Origin of the sequence: Streptomyces sp. SD31 (genome assembly GCF_052068475.1) — a bacterium.
Classification (GTDB): Bacteria; Actinomycetota; Actinomycetes; order Streptomycetales; family Streptomycetaceae; genus Streptomyces.
The window spans coordinates 48686-71167 of the sequence record NZ_JBQHCX010000008.1; the positions used below are offsets into that span (position 1 = coordinate 48686).

A 22482-nucleotide genomic window follows, 5' to 3' on the forward strand; every position below is an offset into this window, starting at 1 on the left:
GGCCTATCCCTCGTCGCTCGGCAGCCAGCTTCCCACCGTAACGCCTTCCTCCCGCAGGTACACGGCCGTCTGCCGGCAGTGGGCGGACGGCTTCCCGCCGAGCTTCCCGATCAGGTCCTTCCCCTCCACGGTTTCGGCGAGCCCGGTGATGAGCGGCGCGACCTCGAAGGGGGCGTCGGCGTGCTGGTCGTTCTCCAGCTGAGCGCGGACGTTGAGGACGTCGTTTCCCTCATCGCTGGCCTTCCAGAAGTCCTTGACCCCGGTGCTGTCCCAATCCGGGGGTGTCACGTCTTCCAGCCCCTTTGAAAGGTCCCGCTGCGAAACGGCCTCGAACACGGCGTTGGTGCACACTTCGGCGGCCTCCCCGAGTGGAGAGTCCGGCGGCTCCTGAGCCGAGGCGGCCTCCTCCTGCTCTTCCTTCATCCGGGAGGTCCGGTCCGTCATCTCCTGCCGGGCGTCGGCCCGCTCCTTGGGTGAGGCCCCGGGGTCGGTCGCCCGTTTCATCAGCCGACTGACCTCCGCTGTGATCTCCGCGAGCCTCTTCCGCTGCTTCTCGGGTATCCGCGGATCGCCGACGAGGTCCAGTGAGGAACTCGCCGTCAGGCCCGTCTCTTCCTTACCTTTGTCCTGTTCCCCCGCTTCGCTCAGGTATCGCACCGTCACCACCACGGGCTTGGTCAGACTCGGGGGCGTCCCGGAATCGGCGACCAGGCCGAACGCGGCAGTCGTCCGCTTCGCCACCAGGAGGAGTCGCGAACGGTCCTCGGGAGGCACGTCCGGGGCCTGCCCGGCCTCCAGGGTGGAGGTCACCTGCTTCACGAGCACGGACAGTTGTTCCCGCACCTCCTCCGGCACGCTGTCGTCGCTGATGACCTCCAGCGCCGAGGCCAGCTCCTTCGCGCTGTCGGTGATCGCTCCCCGGTCCTGCGGTGTGGTGTCCGGGGCTTCGGCCGCCCGGAGCGTGGCGGTCAGTGTGTCGACGGACGCCGTCAGCTCCTTGGGTACGTCCTCGCGCTTCGCGCTGAGCGTCGTCGTCACCTCTTCAACCGCTTGCTTCTGCTCCGACGGCGGGTCGTTCGTCTTCTCTTCCTTTTCCTCTCCCTCGCCCTGTTCCTGGTCCTCCTCCTGCTCCTGCTGCTGCTCCTGCTGCTGCTCCTCCTCCTGCTCCTGCTCCTGCTCCTGCTCCTGCTCCTGCTCCTGCTGTTCCTCGTCCTCGTCAGCGGGCGGTGGGTCATCGGGGGGAGGCGGCTTGGGCGGCGGCTTGGGCGGTGGGGGCTCGGGCGCCGGCGGAGAGGTTGTGTTCGGGTCGGGCGGAGGTGGCGGCGGTGGCGGTGGCGGTGGGGGTGGCGGCTGTGCGGGGGCCTCGGGCCTGCCCGCGTCGGGCGCCTGCTGGGCCGCCACCGCGCTGGTCACACCGGCCGGCAGTGCGAGTGCCGCAGCCAGGAGAGACGCGTTGACCCTGTGGAGGAGGTATCGCCGAGTGGTTCTGGCCATGATGGTTCCCGATGCGCTGTGCGCGGTTCCGCACCAACTGTTGGCCGACCCGGGCCTACAACTCCACTGTTCACCCGCGTCCCCCATCTCGCAATGCGAACCGCGCCGGACATCGGGATCCGGACAGGTGGCTGAGGCGTGTAGTCGGATATGGACCTTGAGAAGCCCCCGGCCCCGCGGCGGCCCCAGCCCGCGCCCGGGGGGGCCTTGTCGTCGCGATCCGGCTGCCGGTGCGGATCGAGGTGCTCGTACTGGTCGTGCCGGTGCGGATGGTGTGGGACGCGCTCGTAGTCTCCGGGCGCTTTCTGAACGACACCGTGCTCCGACCGGTCGGGCGAGCGCTGCTGTGGCTCGGGCGGGCGGTGTTCGTGTGGCCGTTCGTGGCGCTGTGGCGGTACATCGTCGTGCCGGTCGCCAAGGGGCTCGCCTGGCTGGGGAACGTGCTCGTCGTGGTGCCCGCGGTGTGGGTGTACCGGTACGCGCTGACTCCCGTGGGGCACGCGTTCGCGCGGGTGGCGCGGGGGATCGGGGCCGAGTTGGGGTGGCTGTACGCGCGCGTGCTGACGCCCGTGCTTAAAGGGCTCGGCGCGGTGCTCGCCGCGGTCGGGCTCGGCCTGTTCGGCGTGGTGGCGTGGCTGGGACGGTATCTCCTCGTCGTCCCGGCCAGGTGGGTGTACGAGTGGATCCTCGCGCCGGTGGGGCGGGCGATCGCCTGGTGCGGCCGGGGCCTGGCGTGGCTCGTGAGCACGGTCGCCACCGGGATCGGCATCGCCTTGTACTGGACCGTGCGCGTGCTGTTCGTGCTGCCCGCGGTGGGCCTGTACCGGTGGGTGCTGACGCCCGTCGGCAGGGCCCCCGGCACGGTTCTCTGAGGGGCTCAGACCGGCCCTCGGCAGTGCCACGGCGCACGACGGGGCCTAACCACTCCGGAGGGCACAACGAGGGCACAACGCCTACAGACGAGGTCAACGGCAACCAATGCCAGCAAACGCCATTTCGCCTGGTCAGCGACGTAGCTTGACAGTCTCCGCAGACAATGCCTGAAAGGGCGGCACCCCCGCACAGGGTGCCGCCCTCTCTTCGTGCACCGGAGCCGCCGCCCATCGGTACTGAGGGTCGGGGACGGACGACGGCTCCGGAGTTTCGGCGGCCACTTCCGTGGCCGTCACCGGCTAACGGTGGTCGCTGCCTGCCGACTGCGACGCCGCCCGCCCCGCCTCAAGGCGCGCCACCGGAATCCGGAACGGCGAGCAGGAGACGTAGTCCAGACCGACCTCGTGGAAGAAGTGCACCGACTCGGGGTCACCGCCGTGCTCGCCGCACACGCCGAGCTTCAGGTCCGGCCGGGTCTCGCGCCCCGCCTTCGCGGCGGCGGCGACCAGCGAGCCCACGCCGTCCTTGTCGATGGTCTCGAACGGGGAGACACCGAAGATGCCCTTCTCCAGGTACGCGGTGAAGAACGAGGCCTCCACGTCGTCCCGGCTGAAGCCCCACACCGTCTGGGTGAGGTCGTTCGTGCCGAAGGAGAAGAACTCCGCCGCCTCCGCGATCTGACCGGCGGTCAGCGCGGCGCGTGGCAGCTCGATCATCGTGCCGATCGACAGCTTCAGCTTCACACCCGTCGCCGCCTCGACCTCCGCGACGACCTGGTCGGCCTCCTCGCGGACGATCTCCAGCTCCTGGACCGTGCCGACGAGCGGGATCATGATCTCGGCGCGCGGGTCGCCCTTGGCGTTCTTGCGCTCGGCGGCCGCTTCCGCGATCGCGCGGACCTGCATCGTGAACAGACCGGGGATGACCAGGCCCAACCGCACACCGCGCAGACCCAGCATCGGGTTCTGCTCGTGCAGCCGGTGGACGGCCTGGAGCAGCCGCAGCTCGTTCTCGTGCGGCTCCTGACGGGACTCCGCCAACGCCACCCGCACCGACAGCTCGGTGATGTCCGGCAGGAACTCGTGCAGCGGCGGGTCGAGGAGACGGATCGTCACCGGCAGGCCGTCCATCGCCGAGAACAGCTCCACGAAGTCCTGCTTCTGCAGCGGGAGCAGCTCCTTCAGGGACTCCTCGCGCTCGGCCTCCGTGTCGGCCAGGATGAGGCGCTCGACCAGCTCACGGCGGTCACCGAGGAACATGTGCTCCGTACGGCACAGCCCGATGCCCTGGGCGCCGAAGCGACGGGCGCGCATCGCGTCCTCGGCGTTGTCGGCGTTGGCGCGCACCCGCAGCCGGCGCTTGCGGTCGGCGAACGCCATGATCCGGTGCACGGCCTCGACCAGCTCGTCGGCGTCCTGCGCACCGGCGTGCATACGGCCCTCGAAGTACTCCACGACGGGAGACGGGACCACCGGGACCTCGCCCAGGTAGACCTTGCCGCTGGAGCCGTCGATCGAGATGACGTCGCCTTCCTCGACCACGTGCCCACCCGGCACCGTCATCCGGCGCCGCTTGGTGTCGACCTCCAGCTCCTCGGCACCGCACACACAGGTCTTGCCCATGCCGCGCGCGACCACGGCCGCGTGGGACGTCTTGCCGCCACGGGATGTGAGGATGCCCTCCGCCGCGATCATGCCGTCCAGGTCGTCCGGGTTCGTCTCCCGGCGGACCAGGATGACCTTCTCCCCCGACCGCGACCACTTCACCGCGGTGTACGAGTCGAAGACCGCCTTGCCGACCGCCGCACCCGGCGATGCCGCGATGCCCCGGCCGACCTGCTCGACCTTCGCCTCCTCGTCGAACTTCGGGAACATCAGCTGCGCGAGCTGGGCGCCGTTGACGCGCTGAAGCGCCTCCGCCTCGTCGATCAGGCCCTGGTCCACCAGCTGCGTCGCGATCCGGAAGGCCGCGCCCGCCGTGCGCTTGCCGACTCGCGTCTGGAGCATCCACAGCTGACCGCGCTCGATCGTGAACTCGATGTCGCAGAGGTCCTTGTAGTGGTTCTCCAGCGTCTCCATGATCTGCATCAGCTGGTCGTACGACTTCTTGTCGATCGTCTCCAGCTCCGCCAGCGGGACGGTGTTGCGGATGCCCGCCACCACGTCCTCGCCCTGGGCGTTCTGGAGGTAGTCGCCGTAGACGCCCTGGTGGCCGGAGGCGGGGTCGCGGGTGAAGGCGACGCCGGTGCCCGAGTCGGGGCCCAGGTTGCCGAAGACCATGGAGCAGACGTTGACGGCCGTGCCGAGGTCGTGCGGGATGCGCTCCTGGCGGCGGTACAGCTTGGCCCGGTCGCCGTTCCAGGAGTCGAAGACCGCCTTGATGGCGAGGTCCATCTGCTCGCGCGGGTCCTGCGGGAAGTCCCGGCCGGCTTCCTTCTTGACGATCTTCTTGAAGGCGGTGACCAGCTTCTTCAGGTCGGCGGCCTCCAGGTCGGTGTCGACCGTGACCTTCTTGGCCTCCTTGGCCTTGTCGAGGGCGTCCTCGAACAGCTCGCCGTCGACGCCGAGGACCGTCTTGCCGAACATCTGGATGAGACGGCGGTACGAGTCCCAGGCGAACCGCTCGTCGCCGGCCTGGTCGGCGAGGCCCTTCACGGACTTGTCGGAGAGCCCGATGTTGAGGACCGTGTCCATCATTCCGGGCATCGAGAACTTGGCGCCGGAACGGACCGAGACGAGCAGGGGGTTGTCGGCCTGGCCGAGCTTCTTGCCCATCTTCGTCTCAAGGGCGTCGAGGTGCGCACTCACCTGGTCACGCAGTGCCGCGGGCTCCTCGCCGCTGTCGAGGTAGACCTTGCAGGCTTCCGTCGTGATCGTGAAGCCGGGAGGAACAGGGAGTCCCAGGTTGGTCATCTCGGCGAGGTTCGCGCCCTTGCCACCCAGGAGGTCCTTGAGGTCCTTGTTTCCCTCGGTGAAGTCGTAAACGAACTTCGCTACGTGGGGTTCTTTGTTTTCCGACACGGTCTCGACTCCCTCGAGGACGCGGTGGCTGCCCTGACGGCGAGGAACATACCCAGATCGAAGGCGTCTGGGTACGTCTACTCACGCGTCATGCGCCTGTAACCACCCGTCCGCCAGTGGATCGAAAGTCAAAGCTTGGCAAGCCGTGACGGGCGGATGTTTTCACTTCTTGAACGCAAGAGCGCCCACGGGTGCGGCTTTCCGCTCAGATGAGCGGCCTTACTGCACGTCTGATTTCGATCGATGAACGATCAAGGGGTGGCACCGAGTGCCACCCCTTGGAGAAGTGCAGCCGCTCAAGATCCGCTCATCTGAGCGCAACCCTTATCAGGGGTGGCGAGAATCACGCTGCCACAGCCGACGGGATTTCACCATGCGGACGGGCGTCCGGGACGGAAACGCGCCCGTCACACGCCCGATGCGAAGGGCCACCACACGCCCCGGCGAACGCCCCACACTCCCAAGCGGAGGGCTGCCACCCACCCGAGCGGAGGACCGCACACCCACCCGCGCGGGAACAGCCGCCACCCGCGCCCGCTGAGGGCCGCCACCCACTCGCGCGAACGCCCGTCACACCCAGGCGGAGGGCGGCCCCCCACCCGCGCGAACGCCCGTCACACCCCCAGCGCGACCAGCCGTTCCTCCACCCGCTCGGGCGCGTACAGATGCTCCACGACCAGCGCCCCGGCCCCCACCAGCCCGGCCCGCTCCCCCAGCCGCGAGGTCACCACGTCCAGATGAGCGGTGGAGCGCGGCAGCGCCCGCTGGTACAGCAACTCCCGTACCCCGGTGAGGAAGGGCGTCCCGGCCAGATCCCCGGCAATCATCAGCACCCCGGGGTTGAGCAGCGTCACGACGGTCGCCAGCACGTCCCCGACCTGCCGCCCGGCCTCCCGTGCCAGCGCGGCCGCCCCCGGATGCCCGGCCGCCAGCAGGTCCCGCACATCTGAGCCGGAGGCCGCCGGCACCCCGCCCTCGGCCAGCCGCCGGGCCACGGCACCGCCACTGGCGACGGCGGCCAGACAGCCGTACGAACCGCACCGGCACAGCGCGTCGGCGCCCACCCGGATGTGCCCGATGTCGCCCGCGCCGCCGTCGATGCCCCGATACACGGAGCCGTCGACCACGACCCCCGCTCCGATCCCGGTCGACACCTTGACCAGCACGAACGCCGAACAGTCCGGGTATCCGGTGCGCTGTTCGCCGTAGGCCATGAGGTTGGCGTCGTTGTCGACGAGGACCGGCACGACCCCGGCCCCCGTGTGCTCACTGAAGGCCCGCCCCAGCCGCCCTCTTATGTCGTAGCCGTCCCAGCCCGGCATGATCGGCGGCTGGACGACCCGGCCGGTCTCGCTGTCCACCGGCCCCGGCACCGCGAGCCCGATGCCGCCCACCTCGCCGGCCCGGCGCCCGGCCTTCTCCAGCAGCTCGGCGAACCAGCGCCCGAGCTCGCCCAGCACCGCGTCCGGCCCGTCCTCGATGACCAACGTGCCGCCGTGCTCGGCGAGGATCTCGCCGGTCAGGGAGAGTACGGCGGCGCGCGCGTGCCGGGTGTCGAGGTCGGCGGCGAGGACGACCGCGTGGGCGTCGTCGAACTCCAGGGTGATGGAGGGGCGGCCGCCCAGCGGGGAGTCCACGGGACCGCCCGCACCCTCGCGCAGCCAGCCGGCCCGGAAGAGGCGGTCCAGCCGCTGGCCGACGGTGGCGCGGGAGAGGCCGGTGGCCTGCTGGAGGGCGCCGCGCGTGGTGGCGCGCCCACTGCGCACGAGTTGGAGCAGGTCCCCCGCGCCGGCCTGACCGCCGCTCTTCGTCGCCCTGCCCGTCCGCCCCGGCTGCCCAGTCATGCGCACCCCCTTGTGTTTCTCAACCCTGCATTACATATTGAGTTTTGCGTGTTAAATGGACGTAACCCTACGGTAGCCATGACCGAACCGGTCGGCCGAACGTCTTTCGGGGAGCCCCGAGTGGATCGCACTGCCCAGCTCACAGCCCGTCGCGCCGAGCGTGACATCGCATACGATCCGCCCGCAGCCGGTTCGCTGCACGTCAGGGCCGCCCGGGTACTGGAGGCCAACTGGACCGGCACCTCGACGGTCCCCTCGCGCGGCCTGTATCCGCACCAGTGGTCCTGGGACTCGGCGTTCATCGCGATCGGCCTCAGGCACCTGTCACCGCTGCGGGCCCAGACGGAGCTGGAGACGCTGCTCGGCGCCCAGTGGGGTGACGGGCGGATCCCGCACATCGTCTTCAACCCCTCGGTCCCTCTCGACGCCTACTTCCCGAGCCCCGACTTCTGGCGCTCCTCGACCGCGGGGCGTGCTGCGGGCGCCCCGCGCACCGTACAGACCTCCGGCATCGTGCAGCCACCGGTGCACGCGCTGGCGGCCTGGCTGGTGCACCGCGCCGACCCGGGACTGTCCCGGGCGCGCGGTTTCCTCACCCGGGTGTATCCCCGCCTCGCCGCCTGGCACCGCTATCTGCTGCACCGGCGCGACCTCGGCGGAGGCGGCCTCGCGTCCGTCGTACACCCCTGGGAACAGGGTATGGACAACAGCCCCTGCTGGGACGCCCCGCTCTCCCGCATCACCCCGGCCCCGGCCCGCTCCTTCCGCCGCGCCGACCTCGACCACGGGGCCGCCGAGGACCGGCCGACGGATCTGGACTACGGGCGGTATGTGCGCCTGGCGACGGAGTACCGGGACGGCGGTTACCGGGATGGGCCGGGCGGGGGACACGGGGGCGGTTCCTGCGACTTCGCGGTCGAGGACCCCTCCTTCAACGCCCTGCTCATCGCCTCCGAGCACGCCCTGGCCCGGATCGCCCAGGAACTGGGGGCGACGGGCACGGCCCGGCACGCGCGCGCCGAGCGGCTGACGGCGGCGCTGATCGAGCGGACGTGGGACCCGGCGGAGGGGATGTTCTTCTGCCGTGACGTGCGAGGCGCGGGGCTCGTGCGCGAGCGCAGCGTCTCGGGCCTGATCCCTCTGCTCCTGCCCGCCCTGCCACGGAACATCTCCGCAGCCCTGGTGCGGACGACGGCGTCCGAACACTTCGGCCTCGGCAACTCGACGCGGCTCGTGCCGAGTTACGACCTCCTCGGCGAGGCCTTCGACCCGCACCGCTACTGGCGCGGCCCGGCCTGGTTCAACACGAGCTGGCTGCTGGAGCGGGGGCTGCGGACGCAAGGGGAGCACCGGCGAGCCGACGGGCTGCGCGAGGCGGTCCTGGACATCGCGCAGAGTTCCGACTTCGCCGAGTACGTCGACCCGTACACCGGCGAGGCCTGCGGGGCGACCGGCTTCAGCTGGACCGCCGCGCTCTCGCTCGACCTGCTGCACAGCCAGACCCACACCACTGCTGTCGAAGAACTCAAGGGAGGGGACCGGGGATGACGGACCGGCATCATCTGCTCGTGTACGGGGGGACGTTCGCCGCCGTTGGTGACGGCGGCGACATCAGCGGCGTGCGGGGCGTCGGCTCCCCGGACGGGTTATTCGTACGCGACGCCCGGCACCTGAGCCGCTGGCAGCTCACCGTCGACGGGGCCGTGCCCGAGGTGCTCAGCCCGGTCGCCGACGGCGACACCACCCGCTGTGTCCTGGTCCCGCGAGGCGGCCGCAACGAACCACCCGCGTACACCCTCTTCCGCGAACAGGCGGTCGGCGACGGCTCGTTCATCGAGTCCCTGCGCGTGACCAGCAACCGCCCGGTGCCGACGACGATCCGCCTCGCGGTCACCGCGGACGCCGACTTCACCGACCAGTTCGAGCTGCGCTCCGACCACCGCACCTACGCCAAGACCGGCGCCACCCGCTCCCGCCAAGTCCTCGACCACGGCGTGGAGTTCACCTACCAGCGAGGCGAATGGCGCTCCATCACGACCGTCACGTCCGACCCGGCCCCCGACGCCGTCGAGGAGACGGGCACCGGCGCCCGCCGCCTGATCTGGACCCTGGAGCTGGACCCGCACGGCACGGCGGAGCTGACCCTGAGGGTGATGGCCCGCCCGCACGGCGACAAACGCCCCCTGCGCGTCCCCCGCTCCCCCGCCGCCCTGTCCTCCCAACTCCTGTCTCTGGAGGGCGAGTTCGTGGAGGGCGTGGCCTTCCCGACCGGCTGGCCCGAGCTGGCCGCCGCCTGCGCCCGCGGCCTCGCCGACCTGGCCTCGCTCCAGGTCCCGGCGACGGGCCCCGACGGCGAGGAACTCCGCGTCCCGGCGGCCGGCGCCCCCTGGTTCCTGACCCTCCTGGGCCGAGACGCCCTGCTCACCTCGCTCTTCGCCCTCCCCTACCGCCCCCAACTGGCCGCGGCCACCCTGCCCGCGCTGGCCGCGACGCAGGCGACGGAGACCGGCATCGACGCCGTCTCCCAGCCCGGCAAGATCGTGCACGAGGTACGGCACGGCGAGCTGGCGCACTTCGGCCAGGTGCCGTACGGCCGCTATTACGGCTCGGTGGACGCGACCCCGCTCTTCCTGATCCTGCTGGGCGCGTACGTCGAGCACACGGCCGACCCGGCCCTGGCCCGACGCCTCGAACCCCACGCCCGCGCGGCGATCGGCTGGATGCTGGACCACGGCGGCCTGACCTCCCGCGGCTACCTGGTCTACCGCGCCGACCAGGGCGGCCTGGCCAACCAGAACTGGAAGGACTCCCCCGGCGCCATCTGCTCGGCCGACGGCACCCGCCCCGCCGGGCCGGTGATGGCGGCGGGCGCCCAGGGATACGCGTACGACGCCCTGCGCCGCACGGCGTGGCTGGCCCGCACGGTGTGGCAGGACGAGACCTACGCGGCGCTCCTGGAACAGGCGGCGGCCGACCTCCGCGACCGCTTCCAGCAGGACTTCTGGATGCCGGAGCACTCCTTCCCCGCCCTGGCGCTGGACGGCGGGGGCCGCCAGGTGGACGCCCTCGCCTCGGACGCGGGGCATCTGCTCTGGTCCGGTCTGCTGGACAAGGAGTACGGAAAGCTGGTGGGCCGCCGTCTCCTCGAACCCGACTTCTTCTCGGGCTGGGGCGTACGCACCCTGGCCTCCGACCAACCGGCCTACCACCCCCTCTCCTACCACCGCGGCTCGGTCTGGCCGCACGACAACGCCCTGATCACCCTGGGCCTGGCCCGCTACGGCCTGCACGACGAGGCCCGCACGGTGGCCCACGCCCTGGTCGACGCGGCGACGACAACCGGCCACCGCCTGCCGGAGGTCCTCGCCGGCTACGGCCGCGACACGCACGCGGAACCGGTGCCGTACCCGCACGCGTGCGTACGCGAATCCCGCGCGGCGGCGACTCCCTTGGCGCTGCTGACGGCGGTGGGAGGCGCGTAGCGGGGCGGCTGAGGGGTGGCTGCGGGGCAGTTGGCCTGGCGTTTGCCGAGCGTTTGCCGAGCGCTGGGGCGGTGGGGCTGAACACGGGCTGAGGGCCGGCCGTACGGATGGACGGCGGGCCCCCAGCCTCCCCAGCGAGGCCCGCCACGTCACTCCACCAGGGGCCTCGCACGGAAGGACCTTCGGGTGCCCGCCTTCACACGCCTACGTCAGCTGCCCGGCACGAACGCCGAGCCCGCACCCGACTACGAAAGTGACACCGGTGGTGCGGGTGGGAACGCCCCGGGCGAAGGCGAAGCCGAGCCCGAAAAGCCGACAGCCCTCCGCACCTGGCACACCTGGCGCACCACCTACCTCCCCTGGACGGTCACCGCCCTCGCCGCCGTCCTCATCTACGTCTGCCTGCAAATGCCGAACACCCTCGGCAACCTCAGGGCCAGGGAGTTCACCCGCCTCCCCGCGGAGGCCATCATCGGCGCCGCCGTCCTCCTCAGCCTCCCCCGCCGCCCCCGCGTGATCGTCGCGGCGATTTCCGGCGCCGCCCTGGGCGCCCTGACCGCCCTGAACATCCTCGACATGGGCTACAACGAATTCCTGGGCCGGCACTTCAACATCATCCTGGACTGGGAACTCCTCGACGACGCCCGGTCGTACCTGAAGGACTCTCTCGGCGGCACGACCACGCTCCTCCTCACGATCGGCGTCGTCCTCCTCGTCATCGCCCTGATCGCCCTCGTGGCGCTGGCCACCGTCCGCACAGCCAATGTCCTGGCCCGCTACAAAACACCCGCGTCCAAGGGCGCCCTGATCGCCGGCACCGTATGGATCACGTGCACGGCGTTCGGCCTCCAAGTGGCGGGCGTACCGCTCGCCGCGGACCACACCGCCGGTGTCATCAAGGTCCACGCGCACCGGGCGATGGACACCCTCCGCGACGAGGCGGCGTTCGCGAGGGACGCGAAGTCCGACACCTTCGGCAACACGCCCCCCGACCAACTGCTGCCGGACCTGCGCGGCAAGGACGTCCTGTTCACCTTCATCGAGAGCTACGGCCGCAGCGCGCTGGAGGACCCGCAGATCGCCTCCGGCGTCACGAGCACCCTGGCCACCAGCACCCAGGCCCTCGCAGCGGCCGGCTTCCACGCCAAGAGCGGCTGGCTGACGTCGGCGACGTTCGGCGGCAGCAGCTGGCTGGGCCACTCCACCACGCTCTCCGGCCTGTGGATCGACAACCAGCAGCGCTACCGCACCGTCATGGCCAGCGACCACCTCAGCCTCACCAAGGCCTTCCAGAAGACCGGCGACTGGGACACGGTCGGTGTCATGCCCGGCGTACAGAAGGCCTGGCCGGAACAGCAGTACTACGGCCTCGACAAGGTCTACAACGCCTTCCAACTCGCCTACAAAGGACCGAAGTTCAGCTGGTCGACGATGCCCGACCAGTACGCGCTCGAAGCCTTCCAGCGCCAGGTCCACGGCAGGAAACGCGACAAGCCCCTGATGGCGGAGATCATCCTGACCTCCAGCCACCAGCCCTGGGCGCCGATCCCGAAGATGGTCGACTGGGAAGACCTGGGCGACGGCTCACTCTTCAAGCCCATCCAGAAGTCCGGCACCAACCCCTCGGACATCATCTCCGACTCCACCCGCTCCAAGCAGGAGTACGGCAAGTCGATCTCGTACTCCGTCACCAGCCTCACCCAATGGCTGGAGCGCTACGGCACCGACGACACGGTCCTCGTCTATCTCGGCGACCATCAGCCCATGTCCCGTGTGAGCGGCGCCAAGGCCAGCCGTGACGTACCGATCTCGATAGTCGCCAAGGACCCCAAGGTGCTGGACAAGATCACCGACTGGAACTGGACGGACGGCCTCCGGCCCGCTCCCGAGGCTCCCGTCTGGAAGATGAGCTCGTTCCGCGACCGCTTCCTCACGGCGTACGGCTCAACTCCCCACCCATCGAACTAACCCCCCGATTCCCTCGCCCCCGCCGCCCCTACCCGTCCCATCCCCAGGGGCTCCGCCCCTTCCACCCCACTGGGGCTGCCGCCCCAGACCCCGCTTCAGCCCTGAACGGGCCTCGTCCTCAAACTCCCCCAGAGGGGGCACCCCCAACGGGCTGAAATGCCTGGACCGGCGCCGAGGGGCCAAGCCCCTACGGGTGGGTGGGGGCTCGGGACGGCGCGGCCTCATCCTCACCCCTCCAGAGGGGGCACCCCCAGACACCCGGGCCGCCGAGGCCAAGGCCCCTAGGGCTGGGTGGGGCCGGGGATGGCCGTGCTCGGCGTCGAACGCCGGACAGGCTGAAATGCCCGGGACGGCCTCAAGAGGTGAAGCACCCTGCGGGCGCGAGCCAGGGACGGGCTGAAGGACGCGGCCGACGCCGAAGTGGCCGTATACCCGACAGGCTCCCGGGTGGCGGCGCACCCCCGCGACGCTGCACCCGCGTACGGCGGCAAGGGAACGCGTCGGGGGGCCGCCCGCAGAGTCCGGTGTGCGGCGGCGCACCCCCGCGGCGCTGCACCCGCGTACGGCGGGAAGGGGACGCGTCGGGGGGTGTCCGCCCGCAGAGTCCGGTGTCAGGAGACGGCACCTCTCGCCCGACGCCCACCACCGGACCGAGGACGGACACCCCCCGACGCGGCCCCGACCCACAACGCACCCACACGCGCTACGCGAACCCCCACCCGCCCCGCACAGGCCGCCGCGGGCATCCCCCGCTCAACCGCCGGAGGTATCCAGCTCCGCATCCTCACTCACACCCGCACAGTCATACGGATCCTTCAGCCACCCATCCGGCAGCACCACCCGGTTGTTCCCGGACGTACGCCCACGCGGCCCATCGGCCCCGACCGGCCAGGGCTGATCCAAATCCAACTCGTCCAGTCCGGAGCGGAGTTCCTCCAGCGACGACGTGATCGCCAGCCGCTTGCGCATCTCCGAACCGACCGCGAAGCCTTTCAGATACCAGGCCACATGCTTACGGAAGTCGATGACGCCACGCGCCTCGTCCCCGATCCACTCCCCGAGCAGCGTGGCATGCCGAACCATGACGTCGGCAACCTCACGCAGGGCCGGACGCGCGATGGCGTCCGTACGCCCCTCGAACGCCGCGACCAGATCCGAGAACAGCCAAGGCCGCCCCAGGCACCCCCGCCCGACGACCACCCCGTCACACCCGGTCTCCCGCACCATCCGCACCGCGTCCTCGGCCGACCAGATGTCGCCGTTACCGAGCACAGGAATCTCCGGCACATGCTCCTTCAGCCGCGCGATGGCATCCCAGTCCGCCGTGCCGCCGTAGTGCTGAGCAGCCGTACGCCCGTGCAGCGCGATGGCCGTCACGCCCTCCTCCACGGCGATCCGCCCGGCATCGAGGTAGGTGATGTGATCGTCGTCGATGCCCTTGCGCATCTTCATCGTGACCGGCAGGTCCCCCGCCCCACTCACCGCCTCCCGCAGAATCGCCCGCAGCAGATTCCGCTTGAACGGCAGCGCGGACCCCCCACCCTTCCGCGTCACCTTCGGCACCGGACACCCGAAGTTCAGGTCGATGTGATCGGCCAGCCCCTCCTCCGCGATCATGCGGACGGCTTTGCCGACAGTGGCCGGATCAACCCCGTACAGCTGGATCGAACGAGGCTTCTCACTCTCGTCGAAGTGGATCAGCTGCATGGTCTTCTCGTTGCGCTCGACCAGCGCCCGCGTCGTGATCATCTCGCTGACGAACAGCCCCTTGCCCCCGCTGAACTCACGGCACAGCGTGCGGAAGGGCGCGTTCGTGATCCCGGCCATGGGGGCCAGGACGACGGGCGGCTGGACAGTGTGCGGCCCGATCCGCAGGGGCGAAACGACGGGCGAGACGGTCATGGGCATCCACCCATTCTCACGTACGGGACGGGGTGCGGCGAAATTCATTAGTTAGGCGTACTATCCAAGGATGCCGGAGCTCAGCCCGCGCCGCCGACTGCTGGTCCTCGCGATCTGCTGCATGAGCCTGCTGATCGTGAGCCTCGACACCACGGCCCTCAACGTCTCCCTGCCCGCGATGCAGCGCGACCTCGACGCGAGCACCTCGGGCCTGCAATGGACGATCGACGCGTACACCCTCGTCCTCGCTTCCCTCCTCATGCCGGCCGGTTCCACGGCGGACAGAGTCGGCCGCAAACGCGTCTTCATGGCGGGCCTGGTCCTCTTCACCATCGGCTCGGCCCTGTGCTCCGTCGCACCCGACCTCGACTCGCTGATCGCCTTCCGGATGGTGCAGGCGGTGGGCGGTTCGATGCTCAACCCGGTCGCGATGTCGATCATCACCAACACCTTCACGGATCCGCGCGAGCGGGCGCGGGCGATCGGCGTGTGGGGTGCGGTGGTCGGCATATCGATGGCTGCGGGCCCGCTGGTCGGTGGCCTCCTCGTCGACGCGGTGGACTGGCGCGCGATCTTCTGGGTCAACCTGCCGGTCGGACTCGCCGCCCTCCTCCTCACCCTCCGCTACGTCCCCGAGTCCCGCGCCCCCAAGGCCCGCCGCCTCGACCCGGTGGGCCAGCTCCTGGTGATCGCGCTGTTCGGCTCACTGACGTACGCGATCATCGAGGCGCCGAACGCCGGGTTCACAGCGGTGCTCCCGTTCGCGATCGTCGCCCTCGCGGCCCTGCTCGGCCTCCTCTGGTACGAGCCGCGCCGCGCCGAGCCCCTCATCGACCTGCGGTTCTTCCGGTCGGCGCCGTTCAGCGGGGCCACGGTGATCGCGATCGGCTCGTTCGCGGCGCTGGGCGGGTTCCTGTTCCTGTCGACGCTGTATCTGCAGAACGTACGAGGGCTGGACGCCCTGCACGCGGGGCTGTGGATGCTGCCGATGGCGACACCGATATTCCTGTGCGCGCCGCTGTCCGGGCGGTTGGTCGGCAGCCGGGGGCCTCGGCTGTCGTTACTGATCGCCGGCACCGCAATGACGACGAGCCCGGCGACCTTCGCCCTCTTCGACGCGGAGACGTCCAACGTCACGCTGGTTCTCGGCTACGCCGTGTTCGGTATCGGGTTCGGGTTCGTGAACGCGCCGATCACCAACACGGCGGTCTCCGGGATGCCCCGAGCGCAGGCCGGCGTCGCGGCCGCCGTCGCCTCCACGAGCCGTCAGCTGGGGCAGACACTGGGCGTGGCGGTGGTCGGTGCGGTGCTGGCTTCCGGGGTGGGGGCGTCGTCGTACAAGGACACGTTCGTGTCGGCCGCCGTGCCCGGGTGGTGGATCCTCACGGGGTGTGGGCTCACGATCCTCGTCGTGGGCGCGGTGACGAGTGGGCCGTGGGCTCGGCGTACGGCTGAACGTACGGCCGAGAAGCTGGAGTCCGCGGAGATTCGCGAAGCGTCGAGAGTCAGTGCGTAGTTGGCCGGGGTGGCGCTGACGGGGCTGCTCAGCCTGCGTCTGCCGCGCACGATCGGCTGATCGACTTGTGAGGGTGTGGCCACAGGTTGGTCAACTCGCGAGGAAGGAGTCCCTGTTGATGTTGGTCTTGCTGCACACTCCTTGCTGCGCACGGTCGCTCGGGGCCGCGCACGCGGACTCGATGTCCTCGGACGCTGGAGGCGTCATGCTGGAGATCAACACGAGCAAGGTGAGCCGCTGGGACCACCACGGACGCGAGCACGTCGTACGGGTACAGCGCAAGGGCGCGCAACGCACGATCAGATGTGACACCTGCGGTTGGCGCCAGGGCGCGCAGTTCCTGCCGTGGCTGAAGGCGGAGGAGCATCTGGCGGAGGCGCATCAGGCGACGGTTGACCCGACGGAGACGCGGTCGGACGGGTGACGCCGGTGACGCGCGTCCGTCGGTACCGCCCCGAGGACCGGGACGCCGTCGAGGACATCTGCGTCCGCACGGCACACGAGGGCGGCGACAGCCGGCCGCACTACGAGGACCCCGGCATCTTCCCGACGACCTTCGCCCTCCCCTACGTCGTCCTCGAACCGGACCTCGCCTTCGTCCTGGACGACGGGACGGGCCGGGCGGTCGGCTACATCCTCGGCACTGCGGACACGCCCCGCTTCGTCGAGGACTTCCGCACCAAGTGGCTCCCGTCGGCAGCCGAGCGCTACCCCGAGCCATCCGGACCGTCCGAACCATCCGGGTCGTCCGTGCCGCCGAGCACCCCGGACGAGACGATGATCCGGCTCCTGCACCACCCGGAGCGCATGCTCGTCCCGGAGCTCGCCGCCTACCCGGCCCACCTGCACATCGACCTGCTCCCCGCCTGGCAGGGCCGAGGTCACGGCCGCACCCTGATGCGCACCCTGTTGCGGGCCCTCCAGGACAAGGGGGTCGCGGCCGTCCACCTCTCCATGGTCACGGCCAACACCCCGGCCAGGGCCTTCTACGACCGCCTGGGCTTCCACGAGATCGCCGTCCCGGACCCGGGCCCGGTCACCTACCTCGGGCGCGCGACAAAGGATCCCGACCGGCCCTGACGCCCGAGGCCCTCGACCGCCACGGTGGCGGCCTTGGCGATCAGGGCGTCGTCACGTTCGGCGCCCTGCTTGCCGCGGGTGGACATGACCGCCATGACGATCGGGTTGCCACCGTCGTCCGGCCACAGCACGGCGATGTTGTTGCGTCCCCCGTATCCGGCGGTGCCGCTCTTGTCGGCGACCTCCCAGCCATCCGGAACGCCCGCCCGGATGAGCGTGCCGCCCGTCATGTTCGTCGTCATCCACCGCCGGAGCAGCTCGCGTTCGTCCCGCTTCAAGGCGTCGCCGAGCAGGAAGGCCCGCAGGCTTCCCGCCATCGCGCGTGGTGTGCTCGTGTCGCGGATGTCGCCCGGCTTGCCTTCGCTCATGTCCGGCTCGTACCGGTCCATCTCGGTGACGTCGTCGCCGAGATCCTCCAGCACCTTCTCCAGGCCGTCGGGGCCGCCGAGTTCGTCGAGGAGCAGGTTGACGGCCGTGTTGTCGCTGTACCAGAGGGTCGCGGCGCACAGCCCCCGCAGACTCATGCCCTTCTCGACGAAGTTCTCGGACACGGGCGAGTCCGCGACCACGTCCTCGCGCGAGGCGGTGACCACCTTGTCGATGCCGTCCGTCCCGAACTTGCGGAGGATGGCACCCGCCGCCAGCGCCTTGAACGTGGAGGCGTACGCGAACCGGTCGTCCGCCCGGTACCCGACCGTCCGGCCCGTGCCGGTGTCCAGGGCGTAGACACCGAGCCGTGCGTCGAACTCCCGCTCCAGCGCCCGGAATTCACCGGCCGCGGGCTTCGTTGCCGACGTCGGCGATGCGGACGCGGACCGTGCCGCACCGGCGGGGGAACCGGCCCCGGACGCGGTCTCCTGACCGCACGCGGGAAGCGCGGCGAGCGCCAGTAAGCCTGCTGCCGCCCAGGCGGCGCTCCGGCGGGTGCGAAGCGAATACGTCATGGGATGGACCCCCAAGCAGTCGAAGAGAGAAGAGGAAGCTGTCGCCACTCTCCGGCCATAAGGTGGCCGAGGTCCAAGACTCGAACGCTCGACTCCATGCTGTTTTGGCATAGTGGGGCTCGTGGATCTTGTCGCGGCATGCCGGGCGTTCGTCAGTGTGAGCGAGCACGGCAGTTTCACGGTGGGCGCGGCGGCGGCCCGGACGGCCCAGTCGGTGGTGAGCCGCCGCATCGCCGCGCTGGAACAACGCCTCGGCGAACGGCTGTTGGACCGCTCCTCGCGGACGGTGACGCTGACGCCCTTCGGCCGGGACATGCTGCCGACGGCGAGGCAACTCGTGCGGCTCGCCGACCGGTTGGAGCACGAGGCGCAGGCCGCGCGGCACCGGCCGCTGCGGCTCGCCGTCCCCGCCGGCTGCCCGACCGCCGCCCTCGCCCGCCTCATCGCGGAGGCGCACGAGCAGGGGGTCCTCCTCGACCCGTTCCCCGCCGGACCGGCCGAGCGGGCCGACCTCGTGACGTCCCGGCAGGTGCGCGCGGCGCTGCTCGCGGTGGCCCCTACGGAGGCGACCTGGACGGTTCCGCTGGGCCTGGCGGTCGCGCACGACCCGGGTGGCGGGCCGATCTACCTGGACACCCTGCGCCCCGGCCGCGCCGACCGCGACCGGCGGCCCCGGCGCGTCTGGCTCCAGCCGGAGGACGACGTGCCGCATGTCCGGGACCGGCTCACCCGGCTGCGCGATGCCGTCGGCCTGCGCCCGGCCCAGCTGGCCGTCGCTCCGGCCGTGGCCACCGCCGCGGCGGACGTGCTCAGCCACGGCGACGCGCTGCTGTGCTCGGCCGCGCAGGCCCGCGAACTCCACCTGCACTGGCGTCCCGTCGGCGAACTGGGCCCCGCCTTCGCGCGCGGGTTCTGTCTGGCCGTGGCGGACGAGGCGGACGCCGACGCGGTCCTCGTACGCCGGACATGCGCACACGGCATCGCCCGGTGCCTCGACGCGACGGAGCCCTCGGAGGCAGCCGCATGACCACCAGCGCCGAGAGACTGCTCGGGGATCTGCGCCGGGACCTGCGCGAGGGCGGGCTGTACGGCTCGTTCCTCGTCCGGGACCTGGAGACCGGCGACGAGATCGGCATCGACCCCGACATCGAGTTTCCCGTCGCGTCCCTCGTGAAGATCCCGCTCGCCCTGGTGACGCTGGCACGCATCCGGCGCGGCGAGCTCGACGGCGCCAAGGTGATCGAGGTGCCGCCGGGCCGGATCACCACGCCGGGCCCGACCGGCCTGAGCCGCTTCCGTCACGCCGCCCACATCGCCGTCGAGGACCTGCTCTACCTCAGCACCTGCATCAGCGACAACAGCGCCGCCGACGCCCTCTTCGAGCTCACGCCACCCGACCAAGTCGGCGCGGTCCTGCACGAGTTGGGGCTGCGCGGCATCGCCGTACGGCACACCATGCGGGAGCTGATGGAAACCCCGGTGGAGCGTTTCGACCCAGCGGACGTACACCTCGCGCACGCCCTCGCGATCGACGCCGGCACCCCGGGGCGCGGCCACCGGGTCCCCCAGCTCGACATCTCACGCGCCAACACCGGGACGGCACGGGCCTTCGTCGACCTGCTGCAAGCCCTCTGGCAGGCCCGCCCCCGAACCGAGGACGGCCCCGACTCCGGGCCCCCGGCGATGGCGATCCACCCCGACGTCGCGGCCCAGGTACGCGGCTTCATGGCCAACAACCTCGTCCGCAACCGCCTCGCCCCGGACTTCGACTCCGACGCCTCCACCTGGTCGTCCAAGACCGGCATGCTCCTCAACCTCCGCCACGAGGTCGGCGTCGTGGAGCACGCCGACGGCCAGCGCTACGCGATAGCCGCCCTGACCGAGTCCCGGGTGGCCGCGGGCCGCCAGCCGGGCGCGGACGCCCTCATGGGCCAGGTCGCCCGACGCCTGCGCGACGAACTGCGTTCGCGGTGGGTCCAGTGATGACCGAGGAAGTCCAGTGACCGAGGAAAGCTAGCGGGCCGTGACCGCCAGCTTCGCCCCCAGCGCCACGAACGACCCGGCGAAGCTCCGTCGCAGCCACGTCATCACCCGGGGCCGGGAGGTGACCTGGCTGCGGACGGAGGCCGCGAGCACGCCGTACGCCGCGAAGACCGCGAAGGTCACCAGCATGAACACCCCGCTGAGCGCCAGCATGCTCGGCAGGGCGTTCGCCTCGCCCGGGTCCACGAACTGGGGCAGGAACGCGAAGAAGAAGATCGTCAGCTTCGGGTTGAGGAGGTTGATCAGTACGCCCTGAAGGATCACGCGTCCCGAGGAGCGCGGCGCGGCACCCTCGTCCACCGCGATGGCCTCCTTCTCCTTGAGCGTCGCCCACGCCATGTACAGGAGGTAGGCGACACCGGCGTACTTGAGGATCTGGAAGGCCGTCGCGCTCGCGTGCAGCAGAGCGGCGACTCCGGTGATGGTGGCCAGCATGTGCGGCACGATCCCGAGCGTGCACGCGAAGGCGGCGACGACGCTCGCACGCCGGCCGCGGGAGAGACCGGCGGCCAGGGTGTAGACGACTCCGGTGCCGGGGGTGGCGACGACGACAAGGGTGGTCAACAAGAACGCGATACTCATGGCCGCCACCCTGCGGCCACTGGCACCCCGGAAACAGGGCCAATCGCCGACCGCCCACGAGGACCAATTCCGGGCCCCTGTAAAACGCCGGTTCCCCGCACCCACCCAAGGGGCGCGGGGAACTGCGCGACCAGCCACGACGAACCCGCAGCCGGGCAAAGACACGAGCCAGGCAGACGCTGACCCGCACAACCACCTAGCAGCCCAGCAGGCGGCCCGCCAGGTACCCCTCGATCTGGTCCAGCGACACGCGCTCCTGCTTCATCGAGTCACGCTCACGCACCGTCACCGCATTGTCGTCCAGCGTGTCGAAGTCGACCGTCACGCAGTACGGCGTACCGATCTCGTCCTGGCGACGGTAACGACGCCCGATCGCACCCGCGTCGTCGAACTCGATGTTCCAGTTCTGGCGCAGCGTCTGGGCGAGACCCTTGGCCTTCGGCGACAGCTCGGCGTTGCGGGACAGCGGCAGAACAGCCACCTTCACCGGAGCCAGACGGTGGTCCAGCCGCAGCACGGTCCGCTTCTCCATCTTGCCCTTGGCGTTCGGCGCCTCGTCCTCGACGTACGCGTCGAGCAGGAACGCCAGCATCGCGCGCCCGACACCGGCCGCCGGCTCGATGACGTACGGCGTCCAGCGCTCGCCGGCCTCCTGGTCGAAGAAGGAGAGGTCCTGGCCGGAGGCCTTGGAGTGGGCACCGAGGTCGTAGTCGGTGCGGTTGGCGACACCCTCCAGCTCGCCCCACTCGTTGCCGCCGAACTGGAAGCGGTACTCGATGTCAGCGGTGCGCTTGGAGTAGTGGGAGAGCTTCTCCTTCGGGTGCTCGTACCACCGCATGTTCTCCTCGCGCAGGCCCAGGCCGGTGTACCAGTTCCAGCGCTGCTCCATCCAGTACTCCTGCCACTTCTCGTCCTCGCCCGGCTTGACGAAGAACTCCATCTCCATCTGCTCGAACTCGCGGGTGCGGAAGATGAAGTTGCCGGGCGTGATCTCGTTGCGGAAGGACTTGCCCATCTGCGCGATGCCGAACGGGGGCTTCTTGCGCGAAGCGACCTGTACCTGGGCGAAGTTGGTGAAGATGCCCTGGGCGGTCTCCGGGCGGAGGTAGGCGATCGAGCCGCTGTCCTGCGTCGGGCCGAGGTGGGTCGACAGCAGGCCCGAGAACTGCTTGGGCTCGGTGAACTGGCCCTTGTTGCCGCAGTTCGGGCAGTTGATGTCCGCGAGGCCGTTCTCCGGGAGGTGGCCCTTCTTGGCCTCGTAGGCCTCCTCCAGGTGGTCGGCGCGGAACCGCTTGTGGCAGGAGGTGCACTCGGTCAGCGGGTCCGTGAAGGTGGCGACGTGACCGGAGGCGACCCAGACCTCGGGGGCCAGGATCACGGACGAGTCGATGCCGACCACGTCCTCGCGCGACGTCACCATGTAGCGCCACCACTGGCGCTTCAGGTTCTCCTTGAGCTCGACACCCAGCGGTCCGTAGTCCCAGGCGGCGCGCTGGCCGCCGTAGATCTCACTGCACGGGAATACGAAGCCACGGCGCTTGCTCAGGCTGACGATGGTGTCGATCTTGTCGGCGGCCACGGTGCTCTCTTCATTACGACGACGGGCGACGAAGCGAGGCGCTTCACAGCGAATGCTTCAGGGTACCGGCGGGGGCTCCCCCTCAACCAAATCGGTAGCGCTCCGTGGACGGCCGCTCACGCTTGTTGACAATGGTTTCCACTTTTGCTGAAAAT

The 22482-nt window shown here is 70.4% G+C and carries 16 protein-coding genes; 9 read left to right on the forward strand and 7 right to left on the reverse strand.

Annotation, left to right across the window (positions count from 1 at the left end; translation table 11 throughout):
• Positions 1-3: 3 nt before the first annotated feature.
• The gene (locus tag ACTMVF_RS18350; protein ID WP_441272138.1) at positions 4-1494 is read right to left on the reverse strand and encodes a hypothetical protein; all 1491 of its coding nucleotides are present in this window, start codon (positions 1492-1494) and stop codon (positions 4-6) included.
• A gap of 230 nt (positions 1495-1724) precedes the next feature.
• Here ACTMVF_RS18350 and ACTMVF_RS18355 point away from each other — a divergent pair, with 230 nt between their 5' ends.
• Positions 1725-2366, forward strand: coding sequence for a hypothetical protein (locus tag ACTMVF_RS18355; RefSeq protein ID WP_441272139.1), 642 nt, complete (start codon positions 1725-1727; stop codon positions 2364-2366).
• A gap of 300 nt (positions 2367-2666) precedes the next feature.
• Here ACTMVF_RS18355 and ppdK read toward each other — a convergent pair whose 3' ends face one another.
• The gene (gene ppdK / locus ACTMVF_RS18360; RefSeq protein WP_441272140.1) at positions 2667-5387 is read right to left on the reverse strand and encodes a pyruvate, phosphate dikinase; all 2721 of its coding nucleotides are present in this window, start codon (positions 5385-5387) and stop codon (positions 2667-2669) included.
• 614 nt (positions 5388-6001) lie between these two features.
• Positions 6002-7231 (reverse strand): ROK family protein, encoded by a 1230-nt coding sequence (locus ACTMVF_RS18365; protein ID WP_441272141.1) that lies wholly within the window; start codon positions 7229-7231, stop codon positions 6002-6004.
• Between the two features lie 120 nt (positions 7232-7351).
• Here ACTMVF_RS18365 and ACTMVF_RS18370 point away from each other — a divergent pair, with 120 nt between their 5' ends.
• The 3 genes from ACTMVF_RS18370 (at position 7352) to ACTMVF_RS18380 (ending at position 12681) form a co-directional block, all read left to right on the forward strand.
• Positions 7352-8779, forward strand: a complete 1428-nt coding sequence (locus tag ACTMVF_RS18370; RefSeq protein ID WP_441272142.1) for an MGH1-like glycoside hydrolase domain-containing protein — start codon at positions 7352-7354, stop codon at positions 8777-8779.
• Complete coding sequence (locus ACTMVF_RS18375) at positions 8776-10713, forward strand: amylo-alpha-1,6-glucosidase (RefSeq protein ID WP_441272143.1); 1938 nt, start codon at positions 8776-8778, stop codon at positions 10711-10713. The genes ACTMVF_RS18370 and ACTMVF_RS18375 overlap by 4 nt, the downstream gene beginning before the upstream one ends.
• Before the next feature lie 186 nt (positions 10714-10899).
• A complete protein-coding gene (locus tag ACTMVF_RS18380) occupies positions 10900-12681 on the forward strand; it encodes a CDP-alcohol phosphatidyltransferase (RefSeq protein WP_441272144.1) in 1782 nt (593 codons plus the stop codon).
• A 753-nt stretch (positions 12682-13434) separates the two neighbouring features.
• On the opposite strand, the gene dusB is transcribed toward ACTMVF_RS18380, so the two are convergent.
• Positions 13435-14589, reverse strand: a complete 1155-nt coding sequence (gene dusB, locus ACTMVF_RS18385; protein WP_441272145.1) for a tRNA dihydrouridine synthase DusB — start codon at positions 14587-14589, stop codon at positions 13435-13437.
• A gap of 64 nt (positions 14590-14653) precedes the next feature.
• On the opposite strand from dusB, the gene ACTMVF_RS18390 reads away from it, so the two are divergent.
• The 3 genes from ACTMVF_RS18390 to ACTMVF_RS18400 all read left to right on the forward strand — a co-directional run bounded on the left by ACTMVF_RS18390 (position 14654) and on the right by ACTMVF_RS18400 (position 17179).
• Positions 14654-16099 carry an MFS transporter gene (locus ACTMVF_RS18390; protein WP_441272146.1) on the forward strand — a complete coding sequence of 482 codons (1446 nt, stop codon included), beginning with the start codon at positions 14654-14656 and terminating at the stop codon, positions 16097-16099.
• Positions 16100-16304: 205 nt separating this feature from the next.
• Positions 16305-16523: a hypothetical protein gene (locus ACTMVF_RS18395; protein WP_441272147.1), complete on the forward strand. Its 219-nt coding sequence runs from the start codon at positions 16305-16307 to the stop codon at positions 16521-16523.
• Entirely contained in the window at positions 16520-17179 is a 660-nt protein-coding gene (locus ACTMVF_RS18400; RefSeq protein ID WP_441272148.1) for a GNAT family N-acetyltransferase, read from the forward strand. Before ACTMVF_RS18395 ends, ACTMVF_RS18400 begins: the two co-directional genes overlap by 4 nt.
• Here ACTMVF_RS18400 and bla read toward each other — a convergent pair.
• Entirely contained in the window at positions 17140-18123 is a 984-nt protein-coding gene (bla, locus tag ACTMVF_RS18405) for a class A beta-lactamase (protein WP_441272149.1), read from the reverse strand. The genes ACTMVF_RS18400 and bla overlap by 40 nt on opposite strands.
• Positions 18124-18244: 121 nt before the next feature.
• Here bla and ACTMVF_RS18410 point away from each other — a divergent pair, with 121 nt between their 5' ends.
• Both ACTMVF_RS18410 and ACTMVF_RS18415 read left to right on the forward strand, forming a co-directional pair.
• A complete protein-coding gene (locus ACTMVF_RS18410) occupies positions 18245-19150 on the forward strand; it encodes a LysR family transcriptional regulator (RefSeq protein ID WP_441272150.1) in 906 nt (301 codons plus the stop codon).
• Positions 19147-20106 carry a serine hydrolase gene (locus ACTMVF_RS18415; RefSeq protein ID WP_441272151.1) on the forward strand — a complete coding sequence of 320 codons (960 nt, stop codon included), beginning with the start codon at positions 19147-19149 and terminating at the stop codon, positions 20104-20106. Before ACTMVF_RS18410 ends, ACTMVF_RS18415 begins: the two co-directional genes overlap by 4 nt.
• Positions 20107-20136: 30 nt before the next feature.
• On the opposite strand, the gene ACTMVF_RS18420 is transcribed toward ACTMVF_RS18415, so the two are convergent.
• Both ACTMVF_RS18420 and ACTMVF_RS18425 read right to left on the reverse strand, forming a co-directional pair.
• Positions 20137-20748, reverse strand: a complete 612-nt coding sequence (locus ACTMVF_RS18420) for a LysE family translocator (RefSeq protein ID WP_441272152.1) — start codon at positions 20746-20748, stop codon at positions 20137-20139.
• A gap of 196 nt (positions 20749-20944) precedes the next feature.
• On the reverse strand, positions 20945-22327 hold the full coding sequence (locus ACTMVF_RS18425; protein WP_441272153.1) for a glycine--tRNA ligase: 1383 nt from the start codon (positions 22325-22327) through the stop codon (positions 20945-20947).
• Between the last annotated feature and the right edge of the window lie 155 nt (positions 22328-22482).